We start from the raw sequence: 16,287 nt of genomic DNA, 5'->3' as shown, positions 1-16,287 counted from the left end.
GCCGCCGTGCAGGGCCCGCTGACCGGGCGCACCGCGCTGGTGCTGGGCGCGGGCGCGATGGGCGGGCTCGCGGTGGCGCAGCTGGCGCGCGGCGGGGCCGCGAAGGTCATCGTGGTGAACCGGACCCTGGAGAAGGCGCAGCGGCTGGCCAACACGGCCACCACCATGCACGGCGTCGAGGCCGAGGCCATCGAGATGGACCGGCTGGCCGAGGCCATGGCCGCCGCCGACGTGGTCATCACCTGTACCGGCGCGGTGGGCACCGTGGTCACCCTCGCGGATGTGCACCGGGCACTGTCGGCCAAGCCGGGCGCCGAGGAACTGGTCATCTGCGACCTGGGCCTGCCCCGCGACGTGGACCACGCGGTCGCCGGACTGCCCGGGGTCACCGTCATCGACATCGAGACGCTGCAGCGCGATCCGTCGGCCGGCGCGGCCGCCGACGACACCGCCGCCGCGCGCACCATCGTCGCCGACGAACTCGCCAAATACCTTGCCGGACAGCGCATGGCCGAGGTCACCCCGACCGTGGCCGCGCTGCGCCAGATGGCCGCCGACGTGGTCGAGGCCGAGCTGTTGCGCCTGGACTCCCGACTACCGGGCCTCGAATCCACCGAACGCGACGAGGTCGCCCGTACCGTGCGACGGGTGGTCGACAAACTGCTGCACGCGCCCACCGTGCGGGTCAAACAGCTGGCCTCCACGCCCGGCGGGGACAGCTACGCCGAGGCGTTGCGCGAGCTGTTCGAACTCAAACCCGGTGCGGCGCAAGCGGTTGCCGCGCCGATGGAGATCTCCGCCCTGCAGGGCGAACTGGCCGATGATTTCACCGCCGCCCACCCGGGGGACGAACAGGGGCACACCGCATGACCGGAGCAATGGTGCACGAGAACGACATAACCGTTCGCGGAACGGTCGACGCCCCGTGGCGCATCGGCACGCGCGGCAGTCTGCTGGCCCTCACCCAGGCCGGGCATGTGCGTGACGCCCTGATCGCCAACGGCCAGCAGGCCGAACTGGTCATCGTGAAGACCGCCGGCGACCAGAACGCCACCGATCCGGTGCAGAAGATCGGCGTGGGCGTGTTCACCGCCGCGCTGCGCGAGGAATTGGCCGCGGGCACGGTCGATATCGCGGTCCACTCGTACAAGGATCTGCCGACCGCGCAGGATCCGCGCTTCGACATCGCCGCCATCCCGCCTCGGCAGGATCCGCGCGACGCGCTGGTGGCGCGCGACGGCCTGGTGCTGGGCGAGCTGCCCCCGGGCGCGAAGGTCGGCACCTCCGCGCCGCGGCGCGCCGCACAGCTGAAGGCGCTGGGCCTGGGCATCGAGATCGTGCCGCTGCGCGGCAATCTCGACACCCGGATCGGCAAGGTCTCCTCCGGTGAACTGGATGCCGTGGTGGTGGCGCGGGCCGGGCTGGCCCGCATCGACCGCCTGGACGTCGTCACCGAATCGCTCGAACCGGTGCAGATGCTGCCCGCCCCGTCGCAGGGCGCGCTGGCCGTCGAATGCCGCACCGAGGACACCGAACTCGTGACCATCCTGTCCGCCCTCGACGATCCCGGCACTCGCGCCGCGATCACCGCGGAGCGGGCGTTGCTGGCCGATCTGGAGGCCGGTTGTACCGCGCCGATCGGTGCGCTGGCCGAGGTCGTCGAATCGCTCGACGACGACGGCCGGGTGGTGGAGGAGTTGTCGCTGCGCGCCTGCGCGGCGGCGATCGACGGCTCGGATGTGATCCGGGCTTCAGTGGTCGGACCGGTCGCGGATGCCGCGGACCTGGGGCGGGCACTGGCGCGCGAGCTCTTGGAGCTGGGGGCGCGCGAACTGCTCAGCGTCACAGAGGAATCCGCTGAGCTCACCGACGACAGCAATCCCAGCCCAATGGAGAACAGCCGATGAGCCGAGTGACGAAGAAGAATCCCGGTCGGATCCTTTTCGTGGGGTCAGGGCCCGGTGACCCGGCGCTGTTGACCGTGCGGGCCCGCGAGGTGCTCGGCCGGGCGACGCTGGCCTTCACCGATCCCGACGTCGACAAGGGCGTGCTCGCCCTGATCGGCATCGCGGTCGAGGAGAGCGCCGACGGGACCCGCCCGGTGGACGTGCGCCCCGCCCTGGGCGACGCCGCCGAAGTGGCCAAGACCCTGATCGCGGAGGCCCGCGGCGGCTCCGACGTGGTGCGCCTGGTCTCCGGCGACCCGATGACCACCGACTCGGTCATCCAGGAGATCAACGCCGTCACCCGCTCGCATCTGAGCTTCGAGGTGCTCCCGGGCCTCTCGGCCGGCACCACCGTGCCCGCCTACGCGGGTATCGAACTCGGCTCCAGCCACACCGTGGTGGATGTCCGCGGCGAGGTGGACTGGGCGGCCGTCGCGGCCGCGCCCGGCCCGCTGGTGCTGCACGCCACCTCCGGCCACCTGGCCGAGACCGCTTCGGCGCTGGTGGAACACGGCCTGGCGCCGCAGACCCCCGTCGCGGTGACGGTGCGCGGCACCACCCGCCAGCAGCGCACCATCGACGCCACTCTGGCGACCCTGAACAACGCCGCTTCCGAACTGGTCGGCCCGCTGGTGGTCACGGTCGGCAAGGAAGTGGACAAGCGCGCCAAGACCTCCTGGTGGGAGTCCCGCGCCCTGTACGGCTGGACCGTGCTGGTGCCGCGCACCAAGGAGCAGGCCGGCGAGATGAGCGAGAAGCTCGTCAACCACGGTGCCATCCCGATGGAGGTCCCGACCATCGCGGTCGAGCCGCCGCGCAGCCCCGCCCAGATGGAGCGCGCGGTCAAGGGCCTGGTCGACGGCCGCTACCAGTGGGTGGTGTTCACCTCCACCAACGCGGTGCGCGCGGTCTGGGAGAAGTTCGGCGAATTCGGCTTGGACGCCCGCGCTTTCAGCGGCGTGAAGATCGCTTGCGTCGGCGAGGCCACCGCGGAGAAGGTGCGCTCCTTCGGCATCAACCCCGAGCTGGTGCCGTCCGGTGAGCAGTCCTCCGAGGGCCTGCTGGCCGACTTCCCGCCCTACGACGACGTTTTCGACCCGGTCAACCGGGTGCTGCTGCCGCGCGCGGACATCGCCACCGAGACCCTCGCCGAGGGCCTGCGCGACCGCGGCTGGGAGATCGACGACGTCACCGCCTACCGCACCGTGCGCGCCTCCCCGCCGCCCGCGGAGACCCGCGAGATGATCAAGACCGGCGGCTTCGACGCGGTCCTGTTCACCTCGTCCTCCACGGTCCGCAACCTGGTCGGCATCGCCGGCAAGCCGCACGCCCGCACCATCGTGGCCTGCATCGGACCCAAGACCGCCGAGACCGCCATCGAATTCGGCCTGCGCGTGGACGTGCAGCCGGAGGTGGCTCAGGTCGGCCCGCTGGTCGAGGCGCTCGCCGAGCACGCCGCCCACCTGCGCGCCGAGGGCCTGCTGCCCCCGCCGCGCAAGAAGAGCCGTCGCAGCCGCTGATCCCGGCCGCGACACCGCCGCGAAACCGGCGGGGTCGTGCCGCGAATCCGGCCGTGTGACCGTCTGGACGGGCCCCGCATCCCTCGGATGCGGGGCCCGCGGCGTTCTCGCGCCCCCGGAGGCCGCGTCCATGAAAGTGGTGTCCTCCCTTTCGGTTCGGCCGCGGCTACCGTCCTGACATCACGCACCGGACCGCGCGGTCGCGGCGGAGACCACCTCGCCGGTCTCCGCCGCCCGCCCGCGCGGTGTCAGCGCTGGGCGGCCATCAGGCGGCGGACCATGCGGCAGGTCGCGTCCGAGGGCCGGTGCACGCCGATGACTTCGGCTGTCTCCCTGATCTTTTCGTTGGTCGCCTGATCGGGCCCGAACGACCCGGAATCCAGCAGCGCGATGGCCAGCCGCATGGCCTTCAATCGCCGATTGTGCGAGACGTACCACGTGCGCGGACGCCCCGCCGGCAGCGGCTGCTTGGCCAGCGGCCGCCACGCGTGATCGATGACCTCCCCCTTCTTCGGAACCCCGGCGCCCTGGTTCACCTTGCCGGACATGCTGGTAACGGCTGCGAGCACGGCCAATCCTCCCGTCGCGGTCCGGAACCGCACCCCGATCGCGGCCATATCCATCCCTGGCCGGGCGATGCGGTTCCTTCGAACACATCTTCGATTCTACTCGGCCCCACCGACAAAATCGGCTGCTCACAATGACTTTCGCGCACGACCCGGCCCGGGCGCGGAGGCGCGCGCACCCCCGTCCCGAGCCGGGCATATCATGCGAGCATGACCGGAATGGACCGCCCTCGGCGGTTGCGCCGCACTCCCGCCATGCGTCGGCTCGTCGCCGAGACCAGCCTGGAGCCGCGGCACCTGATTCTGCCCATGTTCGTCGCCGACGGTATCGGCGAACCGCGTGAGATCTCTTCCATGCCGGGCGTTTTCCAGCACTCGATGGACTCGCTACGCAAGGCGGCCGCCGAAGCCGTGGCCGCGGGCGTGGGCGGGCTCATGCTCTTCGGCGTGCCCAAGCCCGAGGACAAGGACGCGCGGGGCAGCGGGGCCAGCGATCCGGACGGGATCCTGAACCGCGGCCTGTCCGCGCTGGTGTCGGAGGTCGGCGACTCGACGGTCGTCATGGCCGACACCTGCCTGGACGAGTTCACCGACCACGGCCACTGCGGCGTGCTCGACGAGCGCGGCGCGGTCGACAACGACGCCACCCTCACCCGCTACGTCGAGATGGCGCTGGCGCAGGCCGCGACCGGCGCCGACCTGCTCGGCACCAGCGGCATGATGGACGGCCAGGTGGGCGCGATCCGCGCGGGCCTGGACGCCGCCGGGTACACCGACACCGGCATCCTCGCCTACGCCGCCAAGTACGCCTCGGCGTTCTACGGCCCGTTCCGGGAGGCCGTCGGCTCCTCGCTGCAGGGTGATCGGCGGACCTACCAGCAGGATGCGGCCAACCGCCGGGAGGCGATCCGCGAGCTGGAACTGGATCTGCTCGAAGGCGCCGACATCGTGATGGTGAAGCCCGCCATGTCGTATCTGGATATCCTGCGCGACGTTTCGGACCGGTCCACCGTGCCGGTGGCGGCATATCAGATCTCCGGTGAGTACGCCATGATCACCGCGGCCGCCGAGCGCGGCTGGATCGACCGCAAGGGCGCGATCCTGGAATCACTGCTCGGAATCCGGCGCGCGGGCGCGGACATGGTGCTGACCTACTGGGCCACCGAGGCCGCGCACTGGCTGGCCTGAACCGGAACGAGTAGCTCTGATCGTGAATCCCATGGTCCCGCCGAATCTTCCGGCGCGCCCGGTGCCCGAGGACGTCGGCACCGCCTGCCAGCTCTGGTACGCCGCGCTCGGGGTCGGGCTGGTGCAGTTGATCGCCTCGCTGATCGCGCAGTTCGGGCAGCGGAACGAATTGGCGCGGCAGATGTTCGACCAGGTCAAGGAACAGCAACCGGCGGTCACGCTGGCGCAGGTGGAGGTCTGGGCCGCCGTCGTGTTCGTACTGGTCGCGGTGTTCTGGCTGGTGCTGTCCGGGGCCGGGGTGGCGGTGGTGTGGCAGCTGGGGCGCGGAAAGAACTGGGCCCGAGCGGTTCTCACCGGTTTCGGCATCTTCCTGGTGCTCGGCGCGGCGGGCACGCTGTTCGGTCTCGGCGCCAAGGAGGGCGGCGTGGCCGCGCTGGTCGCGGGCGGCGCGGGCATCGTGCAGGCGGTGCTCGCGGGCGGGGCCGTATTCCTCTGCTACCGAAGCGAATCCGAGGCCTACTTCCGGCCCGGACCGCGCTAGGTTACCGCCGAGTTTGTTACGGGAGTAACAACGGGTTATGGTGAGGGCAGTCACAACTATTTCGGGAACCGGAAGTCGGCCGTCGCGCGTTACGTCATGCGCCTCGAGCCCCCCGGGAAGGCGGAGCAACGATGCGAGTGGTGATCCAGCAGCCGCACAGCCTGCGGCGCGATGTCGCGGTGCTGAGCCTGTTGTTCCTTTTCGGCCTGCTGACCCTCGCCGTACTGCTGATTCCGGGCCTGGCCCACTGAGCCGTTCCGCGATCCTTACGCTCGACCTATGAGTGAGGCCATCAACGCCCCCGGGGCCGTGCTGTTCTCCGAACCCGGCGCGCGCTGGCGGTCCATCGCCTACGGACCCGCGCTGTGCGCGATCATCCTGGTCATCGAGCTGTTTCGCGGCGGCGACATCCACTGGTTCGGGCTCGCCTTCTGCGCCGTGCTGCTGGCCGGGTTCGTCTGGTTGCAGGTGATCGCGGGCAAGCGGCACATCAGCGTCGAGCTGACCCCCGAGCAGCTGCGCGAGGGCACCGAGGTGGTGCCGTTGCGCGACATCGCCGAGGTGCTGCCCGCAGAGGACGACGAGTCCTGGGACTATGAGGACTGGCAGTCCGCGCGGGCGCTGGGCGAACTGACCGGAGTACCGCGGCGGCGCAAGGGAATCGGCCTGAAGCTGATCGACGGCCGCCTGGTGCAGGCGTGGGCGCGCGACCATGTCACGCTGCGCGCGGCGTTGACCGAGGCCCTGGGCCGCCCGCGCGGGACCGACGACGAGCCTCAGGAGGCGCTGTGACGCGATGGCTGACGATCGCGGCCGAGATCGTGCTGGTGCCGGTGCTGGCGGTCGCGGCGGTGTGGTGCTGGCGGCACGGCGTGCAGACCACGGTGTTCAAGGCGCAGGGCGAGGCGCCGTCGTTCAGCGCCACCCGCTACGTCGGGCCGTGGCTGGCGGGGTCCGCCGCGCTGGTGATCATGGCCGGGTTGTCGCTGATCGACGGCGTACGGCGAGCCTGGCCCGACACACCGTAGTGAGGGGTGCGAAGTCGGGTTTCGCCTTGGTCGTCGCGGGCCGGCGCGGAGAATCGTGGGCATGAAGCGCACAGAACTCGTGAAACGCATCGCCGCCGCGGTGCTGGCCGCGGGGCTCGTCGGCGCTGTGGTCGCGGTTCCGGCCGCCGCGGCCCCGGTCGATACCGTCCCGGATTACCGGTCACCGTTGGTGGCGACGTCGTTGTCCTGGCAAGACCTACTACCGCCCCAGCTGAACTGCCTGCTGTCCACCGGATGGGCGGCATTCTGCCTGGGGATTCCGCTCTCGTAGCGGGGGGTGCGGCGGCGCGACCGCAGACCGCGCCGCCGTCTCCGCTTCAGTTCCAGTTCTGGTAAACATCCAGCACGCGACCGCCCTTGGTGCCGGGCAGGTTCACGAACAGGGTCACCGTGCCGTCGGGGTGATCGGCGGCCTCCATCATCACCTGACGCAGGGAGGCGTGCACGCCGCCCTTGTCGTCCTTGTAGATGGTGGTGTCGGGCTGCAGGCCCGCGCCCATCCGGCTCAATGGCACGAACATGCTGATCACCGCGGGTAATGGTCCATCGGCGATGGCCACCGTCTCCTGATGCGACAGTGCCACCCCCACCCGCCCCTGATCGGGCTGCACCACCGGCACCCCGGCCTGCGCCACTCCGGACGCGGCGGCCAGCCCGGCCGTCACCGCGATGATCCCAACCCCGAACCGAACGACCCGCATACGTCCCGCCCTCTCTCCGAAGCCGTTTCCTACGTCGAGACCTTACGCATCAGCTATCTGGTAGCGAATTACGTTGTCCGAATCTCACTTCGGCGTGTTGCTCCGATCCGCATCGTCGAGGACCCGGCCGCCGGCTCCCATGATCTCAGCCGTCGGCCTTCGGGATGCGCGGTTCGGACCGGGGTGCGAAGATGGCGGGTTGGCTGTGGGAAGAGCCACTCGACTACACCCTGTCGTCGACGGAGGCGGGGGCGGCTGAGAGACTGGGTGCCGTGAGTTCTTCTCCGCGTGTGAGCCAGGCGTCGGTCCCGGTCTCAGCCCACCTTTTCGAACGCGCCGCGGCGGTCATTCCCGGCGGCGTCAATTCGCCGGTGCGGGCGTTCAATTCCGTGGGCGGCACGCCGCGGTTCATCGCCTCCGCGCGCGGGTGCACGCTGACCGACGCCGACGGCAACGACTACGTGGACCTGGTGTGCTCGTGGGGCCCGATGATCCTCGGGCACGCGCACCCGGCGGTGGTCGAGGCCGTGCGGCGGGCGGCCACCGGCGGCCTGTCCTTCGGCGCGCCGACCGAGGCCGAGATCGAACTGGCCGAGGCCATCGCGGCCCGGGTCGCTCCCGTCGACCGGGTGCGCCTGGTCAACTCGGGCACCGAGGCCACCATGAGCGCGGTCCGGCTGGCCCGCGGCTTCACCGGCCGCACCAAGATCGTGAAGTTCAGCGGCTGCTACCACGGGCACGTGGACGCGCTGCTGGCCGACGCCGGATCCGGCGTCGCCACCCTGGGTCTGCCCACCTCGCCCGGCGTCACCGGCGCCCAGGCCGCCGACACCCTGGTGCTGCCCTACAACGACCTCGAGGCCGTGGCCGCCGCCTTCGCCGCCCACCCGGGCGAGATCGCGTGCGTCATCACCGAGGCCGCCGCCGGCAACATGGGCGCGGTCGCGCCGCTCCCGGGCTTCAACGAGGGGCTGCGCCGGCTCACCTCCGAGCACGGCGCGCTGCTGATCATGGACGAGGTCATGACCGGATTCCGGGTCAGCCACTCCGGCTGGTTCGGGCTCGACGGCGTGGCCGGCGACCTGTACACCTTCGGCAAGGTGATGAGCGGCGGCCTGCCCGCCGCCGCGTTCGGCGGGCGCGCCGACATCATGAACCACCTGGCCCCGCTGGGCCCGGTCTATCAGGCGGGCACCCTGTCCGGGAACCCGGTCGCGGTGGCCGCGGGCCTGGCCACGCTGCGCGCCGCCGACGAGTCGGTGTACGCCACCCTGAACAAGAACTCCGAGCGCCTGGGCGCGCTGCTGACCGAGGCGCTGACCGCCGAAGGCGTCGCGCACCGGGTGCAATTCGCGGGCAATATGGTGAGCGTGTTCTTCGCCGAGAACCCGGTCACCGACTACGCCGCCGCCAAGGCCGCCGAGACCTGGCGTTTCCCAGCCTTCTTCCACGCGCTGCTGGATGCCGGTGTGTACGCGCCCCCGAGCGCCTTCGAAGCCTGGTTCGTCTCGGCCGCTCTCGACGAGGACGCGTTCGACCGCATCGCCGCCGCCCTCCCCGCCGCCGCCCGCGCCGCGGCGGCCGCCACTCCCGAAGGATCCGCCGCGTGAGCTCCGCCCACCACGACTCGGGCCTACCCGCCCCCGCCCAGCACGAAGTTCCCCTCTCCGCCGAAGACGCCTCCCGCCTGCTGGACTCGATCCGGCAGGCCGAGGGTGAACTCGCCGCCACCGGCGAACACATCGCCGTGTCCCCGGCCGCGGAAACCGCCGCCGCTGCCGCACTGGCCGCGGCGCCCGACGCCGAATCCGCCGCTGTCGTCGCGCCCGAATCCGCCGAGGATCCCCACGGTCCGCGCGATGGCTCGAGCGACGAATCCGGTTCGGCCGCAGTGGAATCCGACAATTCCGGCGCGGCAGTCGCGGCCGAATCGGTCGCGCCGTCCACCGAGTCCCGTGCCGACGCGGCGGTGGCCGCCGTCGATCACGCTGAATCGGCGGTCACCGAGAGTGGTACTGCCGCCGCCGGCTACGTCGACCCCACGCCGATGTTCGAGGCTGCCGTGTCGGCCGCCGAGGAGTTCGCGCTCCCGGCGCAGGCCGCCACGGAAGCCACCACGCCGGTTTCGTCGTTCTCGTCGGAGATCGTGGTCGAGGTCGAGCCCGAGACGGCCGAATCCGCCGACGTGGCCGCGGAATTCGCGGCCGCGGACGAGACCGCCGTCGCCGCCCCCGGCACCAACGGCGGGTTGATCCTGCCCGGTGACGTGGCCAGTGACGTCGAGACCATCGTCCACGTCATGCGCCACGGCGAGGTCCACAATCCGAACGGTGTGCTCTACGGCCGCCTGCCCGGTTTCCAGCTGTCGGTGACCGGCCGCGCCCAGGCCCAGGCCGTGGCGCGCTCGCTGGCCGATCACGACATCGCGCTGGTGGTGGCCTCGCCGCTGCAGCGCGCGCAGGAGACCGCGGATCCGATCGCCAAGGGCCACCGCCTGATCATCCGCACCGACGACAATCTGATCGAGGCGGGCAACACCTTCGAGGGGCTGCGCGTCTCGGCGAGCGACGGCGCGCTGCGCAAGCCCCGCCACTGGTGGAAGCTGCGCGACCCGTTCACCCCGTCCTGGGGTGAGCCGTACCTGCAGATCGCGCACCGCATGCTGGCCGCGGTGAACAAGGCGCGGGTGGAGGCCGCCGGTCGTGAGGCCGTGCTGGTGTCGCATCAGTTGCCGGTGTGGACGCTGCGCCGTTTCCTGCAGGGTGAGCGCCTGTGGCACGACCCGCGGCACCGGCAGTGCTCGCTGGCGTCGCTGACCTCGCTGGTCTACCAGGGCGATACGTTGATCGACATCGTCTACTCCGAGCCCGCCGGCGCCTCCGATCCCACGGTGACCGGGGCATGAGCGGGGCCATCGCGTCCCGGCTCGCGTTCGTCCGTCACCCGCTGCGCCGGGTGGCGGGGCTGCTGGCGGGGCTGGCCGTGGTGGCCCTGCTCGCCGGGTGCACGACGGCGGGCAAGGACGCGGTGGCCCAGGGCGGCACCTTCGATTTCGTCTCGCCGGGCGGTAAGACGGAGATCTTCTACGATCCGCCGTCCGCGCGCGGCACCATCGGCAAGCTGTCCGGCCCGGATCTGATGCACGACGGCAAGACCACGTCGGTGGACGATTTCCCCGGCAAGGTCGTGGTGCTCAACATCTGGGGCCAGTGGTGTGGCCCGTGCCGCGCGGAAGTCGGTGCGCTGGAACAGGTTTACGAGGCGACCAAGGACAATGGCGTCGCCTTCCTGGGCATCAATGTGCGCGACAACCAGAAGGACAAGGCCCAGGACTTTGTGACCGACAACAAGGTCGGTTACCCCTCCGTCTACGACCCGGCCATGCGCAGCCTGCTCGCGCTCGGCGGCAAGTTCCCGACCAGCGTCATCCCCACCACCATCGTGCTGGACAAGCAGCATCGGGTGGCGGCGGTGTTCCTGCGCAGCCTGCTGGCCGAGGACCTGCGGCCGGTGGTGGATCGACTGGCGGCGGAGCCGTGAACCACGTGACCTACCTGGCGAGCGTGGGGGAGTCGTTCCAGCAGACCGCCGCGTCCGGACCGCTGCTGCTGGCGCTGGGTGCGTGCCTGCTGGCGGGCCTGGTGTCGTTCGCGTCGCCGTGTGTGGTGCCGCTGGTGCCCGGCTACCTGTCGTATCTGGCGGGCGTGGTCGGCGCGGAGGCCCCGCCGGCGTCGGTGGAGTCGGCGCGGAACGCGAAAACCGCGGTGGCGGGCCGCAATTCGGCGCGCCTGCGGGTGGCGGGCGCGGCGGCCCTGTTCGTGGCGGGCTTCACCGTCGTGTTCGTGCTGGCCGCCACCACCGTGTTCGGCACCATGCAGGCGCTGACCCTCAATCGTGAACTGCTGCAACGGGTCGGCGGCGTGGTGACCATCGTGATGGGGCTGGCCTTCATCGGCCTGATCCCGATGCTGCAGCGCGACACCCGGATGGAGCCGCGCCGGTTCACCGGCATCGTCGGGGCCCCGCTGCTGGGCGCGGTGTTCGCGCTCGGCTGGACGCCGTGCCTGGGCCCGACGCTGTCGGGCGTGATGGCGGTGTCGGCGGGTACCGAGGGCACCACCGCGGTGCGCGGGGTGGCGCTGATCGTGGCGTACTGCCTCGGCCTGGGTCTGCCGTTCATCATCCTGGCCTTCGGCTCGGCGACCGCGTTGCGGGCCGTCGGCTGGCTGCGCCGTAATTCCCGCACCATCCAGGTGACCGGCGGGCTGCTGTTGGTGGCCGTCGGCATCGCCCTGGTGACCGGATCGTGGGACGTGTTCGTCTCCTGGGTCCGCGATGCCTTCGTCTCGAATGTGACCCTGCCGATCTGACATGACTGCCACCATCGAAACCCCCAGCGCCCCCGCCCGTCCGCCGCGTCAGTCGCCGCCGCGCCGCGTCCTCGGCCTGCTCCGCAACACCTGGCGCGGCCTGACCAGTATGCGCACCGCGCTCATGCTGCTGTTCCTGCTGGCCTTGGCCGCCATCCCGGGCGCGCTGCTGCCGCAGCGCAGTCTCAACGCGGGCAAGGTCGACGACTACATCCGCAACCGCGCGACCCTGGGTCCGTGGATGGATCGGCTGCAGCTGTTCGACGTGTTCTCCAGCTTCTGGTTCACGGCCGTCTACGTGCTGCTGTTCGTGTCGCTGGTGGGCTGCATCCTGCCGCGCTGCGTGGACCACTACCGGGCGTTGCGCGCGCCGCTGACCAAGGCTCCGCGCAACCTGTCCCGGCTGCCGCACCACTGGTCCGGCACCGACGCGCAGACCCCCGAGCAGGTGCTGGACCGGGCGCGCGGGCAGATGCGCGGCTGGCGCACGGTGGTGCAGCCGGGCGAGCGCGACGGGGAGCTGACCCTGTCCGCGGAGAAGGGCTATACCCGCGAGCTCGGCAACCTGGTCTTCCACCTCGCTCTGGTGGGGCTGCTGGCGGCGATCGCGATCGGCAAGCTGTTCGGCTACGAGGGCAATGTCGTGGTGCTCGCCAATGACGGCCCCGGCTTCTGCACCACCTCGCCCGCGGTGTTCGACTCGTTCCGCGCGGGCAATGTGAACGACGGCACCGGGCTGACCCCGATGTGCGTGCGGGTCAAGGACTTCAAGGCCGACTACCTGAAGAACGGTCAGGCGGCCATGTTCACCTCGAACATCCAGTACCAGACCGGTGCCGATCTGGCCGACGGCAAATGGAACGACACCACCATCCAGGTGAATCATCCGCTGCGCGTCGCCGGGGACCGGGTGTACCTGCAGGGCCACGGTTTCGCGCCCAAGTTCACGGTGACCTTCCCGAACGGGCAGACCCGCACCGAGGCGATCCAGTGGAAGCCGGACGACGCCACCACTTTCCTGTCCTCGGGCGTGCTGCGCATCGATCCGCCGGGCGGCATGTATCCGAGCGAGGAGGAGCGCCGCAAGCATCAGGTGGCGATCCAGGGCCTGTTCGCGCCGACCGCGCTCATGCACGGCCAGCTGCTCACCTCCCGGTACCCGGCGATGAACGATCCCGCGGTGGCCATCGACATCTACCAGGGCGACACCGGTCTGGACACCGGCCGCGCGCAGTCGCTGTTCACGCTGGACCCGGAGATGATCAAGCAGGGCCGCCTGGTGAAGGAACAGCGGGTGAACCTGAAGCCGGGGGAGACCTCGACCCTGTCCGACGGCACCAAGGTGACCTTCGACGGCGCGGAAGAGTTCGTGAACCTGCAGGTTTCGCACGATCCGGCGCAGCAGTGGGTGCTGGTGTCGGCGCTGACCATGATGGCGGGCCTGCTGGTGTCGCTGCTGGTGAAGCGCCGGCGCATCTGGTTGCGGGTGTACCCCGGCGCGGAGTCCGACGGTGTACGACGTACCGTAGTAGAAATGGGTGGTTTGGCCCGCACCGACCAGGCCGGCTGGGGCGGCGAGTTCGACCGCCTGCGTGAGCGGCTGCTGACGGGAGAGAAGTAATGCCGATCGACGAGAATCTCGCCTCCTACAGCGATCTCGGATTCAAATCGGCCATCGTGATCTACGCGCTGGTCTGGATCATGCTGGTCTGGCAGTTCGCCCTCACCCGCACGGTGCCCACCACCACCCGCGAATTGGTCACCGCCGGTGGCGGTTCCGAGCCGGTGGCCGAGCCGCCCGCGCCGAGCGTCCCCGGCAAGGTGGAACCGCGCGGCGCCGGTCGGCCGTTCTCCGAGCGGCTCGGCAATATGGGCTTCGCGGTGCTGTTCGTCGGCTTCGGCGTGCACGTGGCCTCGATCGTGTTGCGCGGCTTCGCGACCCACCGTTTCCCGCTGGGCAATATGTTCGAGTTCATCTCGATGGCCTGCGCGGCCGCGGTGCTGCTCGGCCTGGTCCTGCTCAACGACCAGCGCTACCGCGGCATGTGGTCGTTCCTGCTGACCCCGGTGCTGATCCTGCTGTTCCTGGCCGGCACCAAGCTGCATGTGGACGCGGCCCCCGTGGTTCCGGCCCTGAAGTCCTACTGGCTCCCGATCCACGTCACCGTGATCTCGATCGGTTCGGGCGTCTTCCTGGTCTCGGGTATCGCGAGCCTGCTGTTCCTGTTCCGCATCTGGCAGCCCGCGGGCGCGGAGGCCGACAATATCTGGGGCCAGCTGGCCCGCCGGCTCCCCGACGCCCAGCTCCTGGACCGCCTGGCCTACCGCACCACCATCATCGGCTTCCCGATCTTCGGCGCCGGCGTCATCCTGGGCGCGATCTGGGCCGAGGCCGCCTGGGGCCGCTTCTGGGGTTGGGACCCGAAGGAGACCTGCTCCTTCATCGCCTGGGTCCTCTACGCCGCCTACCTGCACGCCCGTGCCACCTCCGGCTGGCGTGACACCAAGGCCGCCTGGATCAACATCGCCGGTTTCGTCGCGATGCTCTTCAACCTCTTCATCATCAATATCGTGGTCAGCGGCCTGCACTCGTATGCCGGACTGAACTGATCCAGCTGTTTCCCGAAGGCCCCGGCGCATCCGTGCCGGGGCCTTCTCGGTATCGGCACTACCCCTGAGTGCCGTTGCGCTGTACGGTATTAAGCGACAGTGATTAGAACACGTTCTAGTTTTCAGTGAAGGGGTGCTCGAGATGGCAGTGGCGCCGGAGGGCCGGGTTCGCAAAGTGCGCGAGATCGATGTGGGCGAGGCGCCCACGCGGTACGCGCGGGGATGGCACTGCCTCGGACTGGCCGGCACGTTCCGTGACGGGAAGCCGCACCAGGTTTCGGCCTTCGGGACCAAGCTGGTGATCTTCGCCGACAGCAAGAACGAACTGCACGTGCTCGACTCGTACTGCCGCCACCTCGGCGGCGACCTGAGCATGGGTGAGGTCAAGGGCGACTCCATCGCCTGCCCGTTCCACGACTGGCGCTGGGGCGGCAACGGCAAGTGCACCGGCATTCCGTACGCCCGCCGGGTGCCGCCGCTGGCGCGCACGCGCTCGTGGATCACCTTGGAGCGCAACGGCCAGCTGTTCGTGTGGCACGACCACGAGGGCAACCCGCCCACCGACGAGGTGACCATCCCCTACATCGAGGGCCCGTTCACCGACGCCGAGGGCAACGGCCTGGAGACGATCGGCGACGGCTGGACCGACTGGACCTGGGAGTCCATGATCATCGAGGGCTCCAACTGCCGCGAGATCATCGACAACGTGGTCGACATGGCCCACTTCTTCTACATCCACTACGCGTACCCGACGTACTTCAAGAACGTCTTCGAGGGCCACATCGCGACCCAGTACCTGGACTCGACGGCCCGCCCGGACAAGGGCATGGCCACCCAGTACGGCGGCGACTCCACCCTGAAGTCGGTGGCCTCGTACTTCGGCCCGTCGTACATGGTCAATCCGCTGATCAACAACTACAGCGGCTTCGAGCTCGAGACGGTGCTGATCAACTGCCACTACCCGATCTCGCAGGACGCCTTCGTGCTGCAGTACGGCATGTCGGTGCGCAAGCCGCAGGGTGTGAACGACGAGCAGGCCGACAAGATCGCCAAGAAGATGACCAAGGGCATCGGCGACGGCTTCCTGCAGGACGTCGAGATCTGGAAGCACAAGTCCAAGATCGAGAACCCGCTGCTGACCGAGGAGGACGGCCCGGTCTACCAGCTGCGCCGCTGGTACGACCAGTTCTACGTGGACGTCGCCGACATCGACCCGAAGTCGGTGCAGCGCTTCGAATTCGAGGTCGACACCACCAAGGCCAACGAGGCCTGGGAGGCCGAGGTCGCCGAGAACCTGCGCCGCAAGGCGGAGGAGGACGCCGTCAGTCACTGAGGGAGCAGGTGCGGCACTGCCGCACCTCTCCTCCCCGAGGGGCGGCGGTTCGCGGTCCCGCCCCGATCGCGGCTGTCCCGCAAACGGATTCACGCCGCGGTCGGCTCGGGCACCACCGCCGCGGGGACCGTTACCGCTACGCCGCGTTCGACCGCCCGCAACAGGTGCAGTACCCCTCGATTGGCGTCGATCAGTGCGCGTATGTCCGCGTCACTGTCCGCGCCGGCCCATTCGTCCGCCTGTGCCTGCATTGTCAGGTTCCAGCGGTAGCGAAGCGCCGCGATCAGTCCGTCGGGGTCGCCGAACACTCCGGCATACTCTGGACGCCAGGGCAATTGGCCATCCCCGTGGCGTTCGATTTCCTCAGCCACCTCCCGCACTGCTTCCCACCATCGATGTGTGCTGGCCCAGGACATTGTTCTCACCTCAGTATCGTCGATGCCATCGTGAGCGCCGGCTGCGC

The 16,287-nt window shown here is 70.0% G+C and carries 18 protein-coding genes; 15 read left to right on the top strand and 3 right to left on the bottom strand.

Going from position 1 to position 16,287, the window contains the following annotated elements; genetic code table 11:
• The 3 genes from ACWELJ_RS04235 to ACWELJ_RS04225 all read left to right on the top strand — a co-directional run.
• A partial coding sequence (locus tag ACWELJ_RS04235) for a 2-dehydropantoate 2-reductase N-terminal domain-containing protein (protein ID WP_452364718.1) occupies positions 1-870 on the top strand: 870 nt, incomplete at its 5' end.
• Between the two features lie 8 nt (positions 871-878).
• The gene (hemC, locus tag ACWELJ_RS04230) at positions 879-1,907 is read left to right on the top strand and encodes a hydroxymethylbilane synthase (RefSeq protein WP_452364729.1); all 1,029 of its coding nucleotides are present in this window, start codon (positions 879-881) and stop codon (positions 1,905-1,907) included.
• Entirely contained in the window at positions 1,904-3,466 is a 1,563-nt protein-coding gene (locus tag ACWELJ_RS04225; protein WP_357090970.1) for a bifunctional uroporphyrinogen-III C-methyltransferase/uroporphyrinogen-III synthase, read from the top strand. The genes hemC and ACWELJ_RS04225 overlap by 4 nt, the downstream gene beginning before the upstream one ends.
• Positions 3,467-3,714: 248 nt before the next feature.
• On the opposite strand, the gene ACWELJ_RS04220 is transcribed toward ACWELJ_RS04225, so the two are convergent.
• Positions 3,715-4,035 (bottom strand): hypothetical protein, encoded by a 321-nt coding sequence (locus ACWELJ_RS04220; RefSeq protein WP_452364717.1) that lies wholly within the window; start codon positions 4,033-4,035, stop codon positions 3,715-3,717.
• Positions 4,036-4,242: 207 nt separating this feature from the next.
• On the opposite strand from ACWELJ_RS04220, the gene hemB reads away from it, so the two are divergent.
• From hemB to ACWELJ_RS04195, 5 genes are all read left to right on the top strand, one after another.
• Positions 4,243-5,220, top strand: coding sequence for a porphobilinogen synthase (hemB, locus tag ACWELJ_RS04215; protein WP_452364716.1), 978 nt, complete (start codon positions 4,243-4,245; stop codon positions 5,218-5,220).
• Between the two features lie 31 nt (positions 5,221-5,251).
• A complete protein-coding gene (locus ACWELJ_RS04210; RefSeq protein WP_452364728.1) occupies positions 5,252-5,761 on the top strand; it encodes a hypothetical protein in 510 nt (169 codons plus the stop codon).
• A gap of 279 nt (positions 5,762-6,040) precedes the next feature.
• The gene (locus tag ACWELJ_RS04205) at positions 6,041-6,553 is read left to right on the top strand and encodes a hypothetical protein (protein ID WP_452364715.1); all 513 of its coding nucleotides are present in this window, start codon (positions 6,041-6,043) and stop codon (positions 6,551-6,553) included.
• Positions 6,550-6,789 (top strand): hypothetical protein, encoded by a 240-nt coding sequence (locus tag ACWELJ_RS04200; protein ID WP_452364714.1) that lies wholly within the window; start codon positions 6,550-6,552, stop codon positions 6,787-6,789. Before ACWELJ_RS04205 ends, ACWELJ_RS04200 begins: the two co-directional genes overlap by 4 nt.
• A gap of 61 nt (positions 6,790-6,850) precedes the next feature.
• Positions 6,851-7,081 carry a hypothetical protein gene (locus ACWELJ_RS04195; protein WP_452364713.1) on the top strand — a complete coding sequence of 77 codons (231 nt, stop codon included), beginning with the start codon at positions 6,851-6,853 and terminating at the stop codon, positions 7,079-7,081.
• A 46-nt stretch (positions 7,082-7,127) separates the two neighbouring features.
• Here the strand turns inward: ACWELJ_RS04195 and ACWELJ_RS04190 are convergent, their stop codons facing one another.
• On the bottom strand, positions 7,128-7,511 hold the full coding sequence (locus tag ACWELJ_RS04190; RefSeq protein WP_452364712.1) for a hypothetical protein: 384 nt from the start codon (positions 7,509-7,511) through the stop codon (positions 7,128-7,130).
• A gap of 272 nt (positions 7,512-7,783) precedes the next feature.
• On the opposite strand from ACWELJ_RS04190, the gene hemL reads away from it, so the two are divergent.
• The 7 genes from hemL (at position 7,784) to ACWELJ_RS04155 (ending at position 15,824) form a co-directional block, all read left to right on the top strand.
• Positions 7,784-9,121 carry a glutamate-1-semialdehyde 2,1-aminomutase gene (gene hemL / locus ACWELJ_RS04185; protein WP_452364711.1) on the top strand — a complete coding sequence of 446 codons (1,338 nt, stop codon included), beginning with the start codon at positions 7,784-7,786 and terminating at the stop codon, positions 9,119-9,121.
• A 689-nt stretch (positions 9,122-9,810) separates the two neighbouring features.
• Positions 9,811-10,416 carry a histidine phosphatase family protein gene (locus tag ACWELJ_RS04180; RefSeq protein ID WP_452364727.1) on the top strand — a complete coding sequence of 202 codons (606 nt, stop codon included), beginning with the start codon at positions 9,811-9,813 and terminating at the stop codon, positions 10,414-10,416.
• On the top strand, positions 10,413-11,051 hold the full coding sequence (locus ACWELJ_RS04175) for a TlpA family protein disulfide reductase (protein WP_452364710.1): 639 nt from the start codon (positions 10,413-10,415) through the stop codon (positions 11,049-11,051). Before ACWELJ_RS04180 ends, ACWELJ_RS04175 begins: the two co-directional genes overlap by 4 nt.
• 5 nt (positions 11,052-11,056) lie before the next feature.
• Positions 11,057-11,881: a cytochrome c biogenesis CcdA family protein gene (locus tag ACWELJ_RS04170; protein WP_452364726.1), complete on the top strand. Its 825-nt coding sequence runs from the start codon at positions 11,057-11,059 to the stop codon at positions 11,879-11,881.
• Between the two features lies 1 nt (position 11,882).
• On the top strand, positions 11,883-13,502 hold the full coding sequence (gene resB, locus ACWELJ_RS04165) for a cytochrome c biogenesis protein ResB (RefSeq protein WP_452364709.1): 1,620 nt from the start codon (positions 11,883-11,885) through the stop codon (positions 13,500-13,502).
• Positions 13,502-14,491: a c-type cytochrome biogenesis protein CcsB gene (ccsB, locus tag ACWELJ_RS04160; protein WP_452364708.1), complete on the top strand. Its 990-nt coding sequence runs from the start codon at positions 13,502-13,504 to the stop codon at positions 14,489-14,491. Before resB ends, ccsB begins: the two co-directional genes overlap by 1 nt.
• 142 nt (positions 14,492-14,633) lie before the next feature.
• Positions 14,634-15,824, top strand: a complete 1,191-nt coding sequence (locus ACWELJ_RS04155; RefSeq protein ID WP_452364707.1) for a Rieske 2Fe-2S domain-containing protein — start codon at positions 14,634-14,636, stop codon at positions 15,822-15,824.
• Between the two features lie 89 nt (positions 15,825-15,913).
• On the opposite strand, the gene ACWELJ_RS04150 is transcribed toward ACWELJ_RS04155, so the two are convergent.
• Positions 15,914-16,195, bottom strand: a complete 282-nt coding sequence (locus ACWELJ_RS04150) for a hypothetical protein (protein ID WP_452364706.1) — start codon at positions 16,193-16,195, stop codon at positions 15,914-15,916.
• Between the last annotated feature and the right edge of the window lie 92 nt (positions 16,196-16,287).

Source organism: Nocardia sp. NPDC004582, assembly GCF_053602115.1.
Note: the sequence above shows the minus strand (reverse complement) of the source record. Positions and strands in the feature narration are given on the sequence as shown.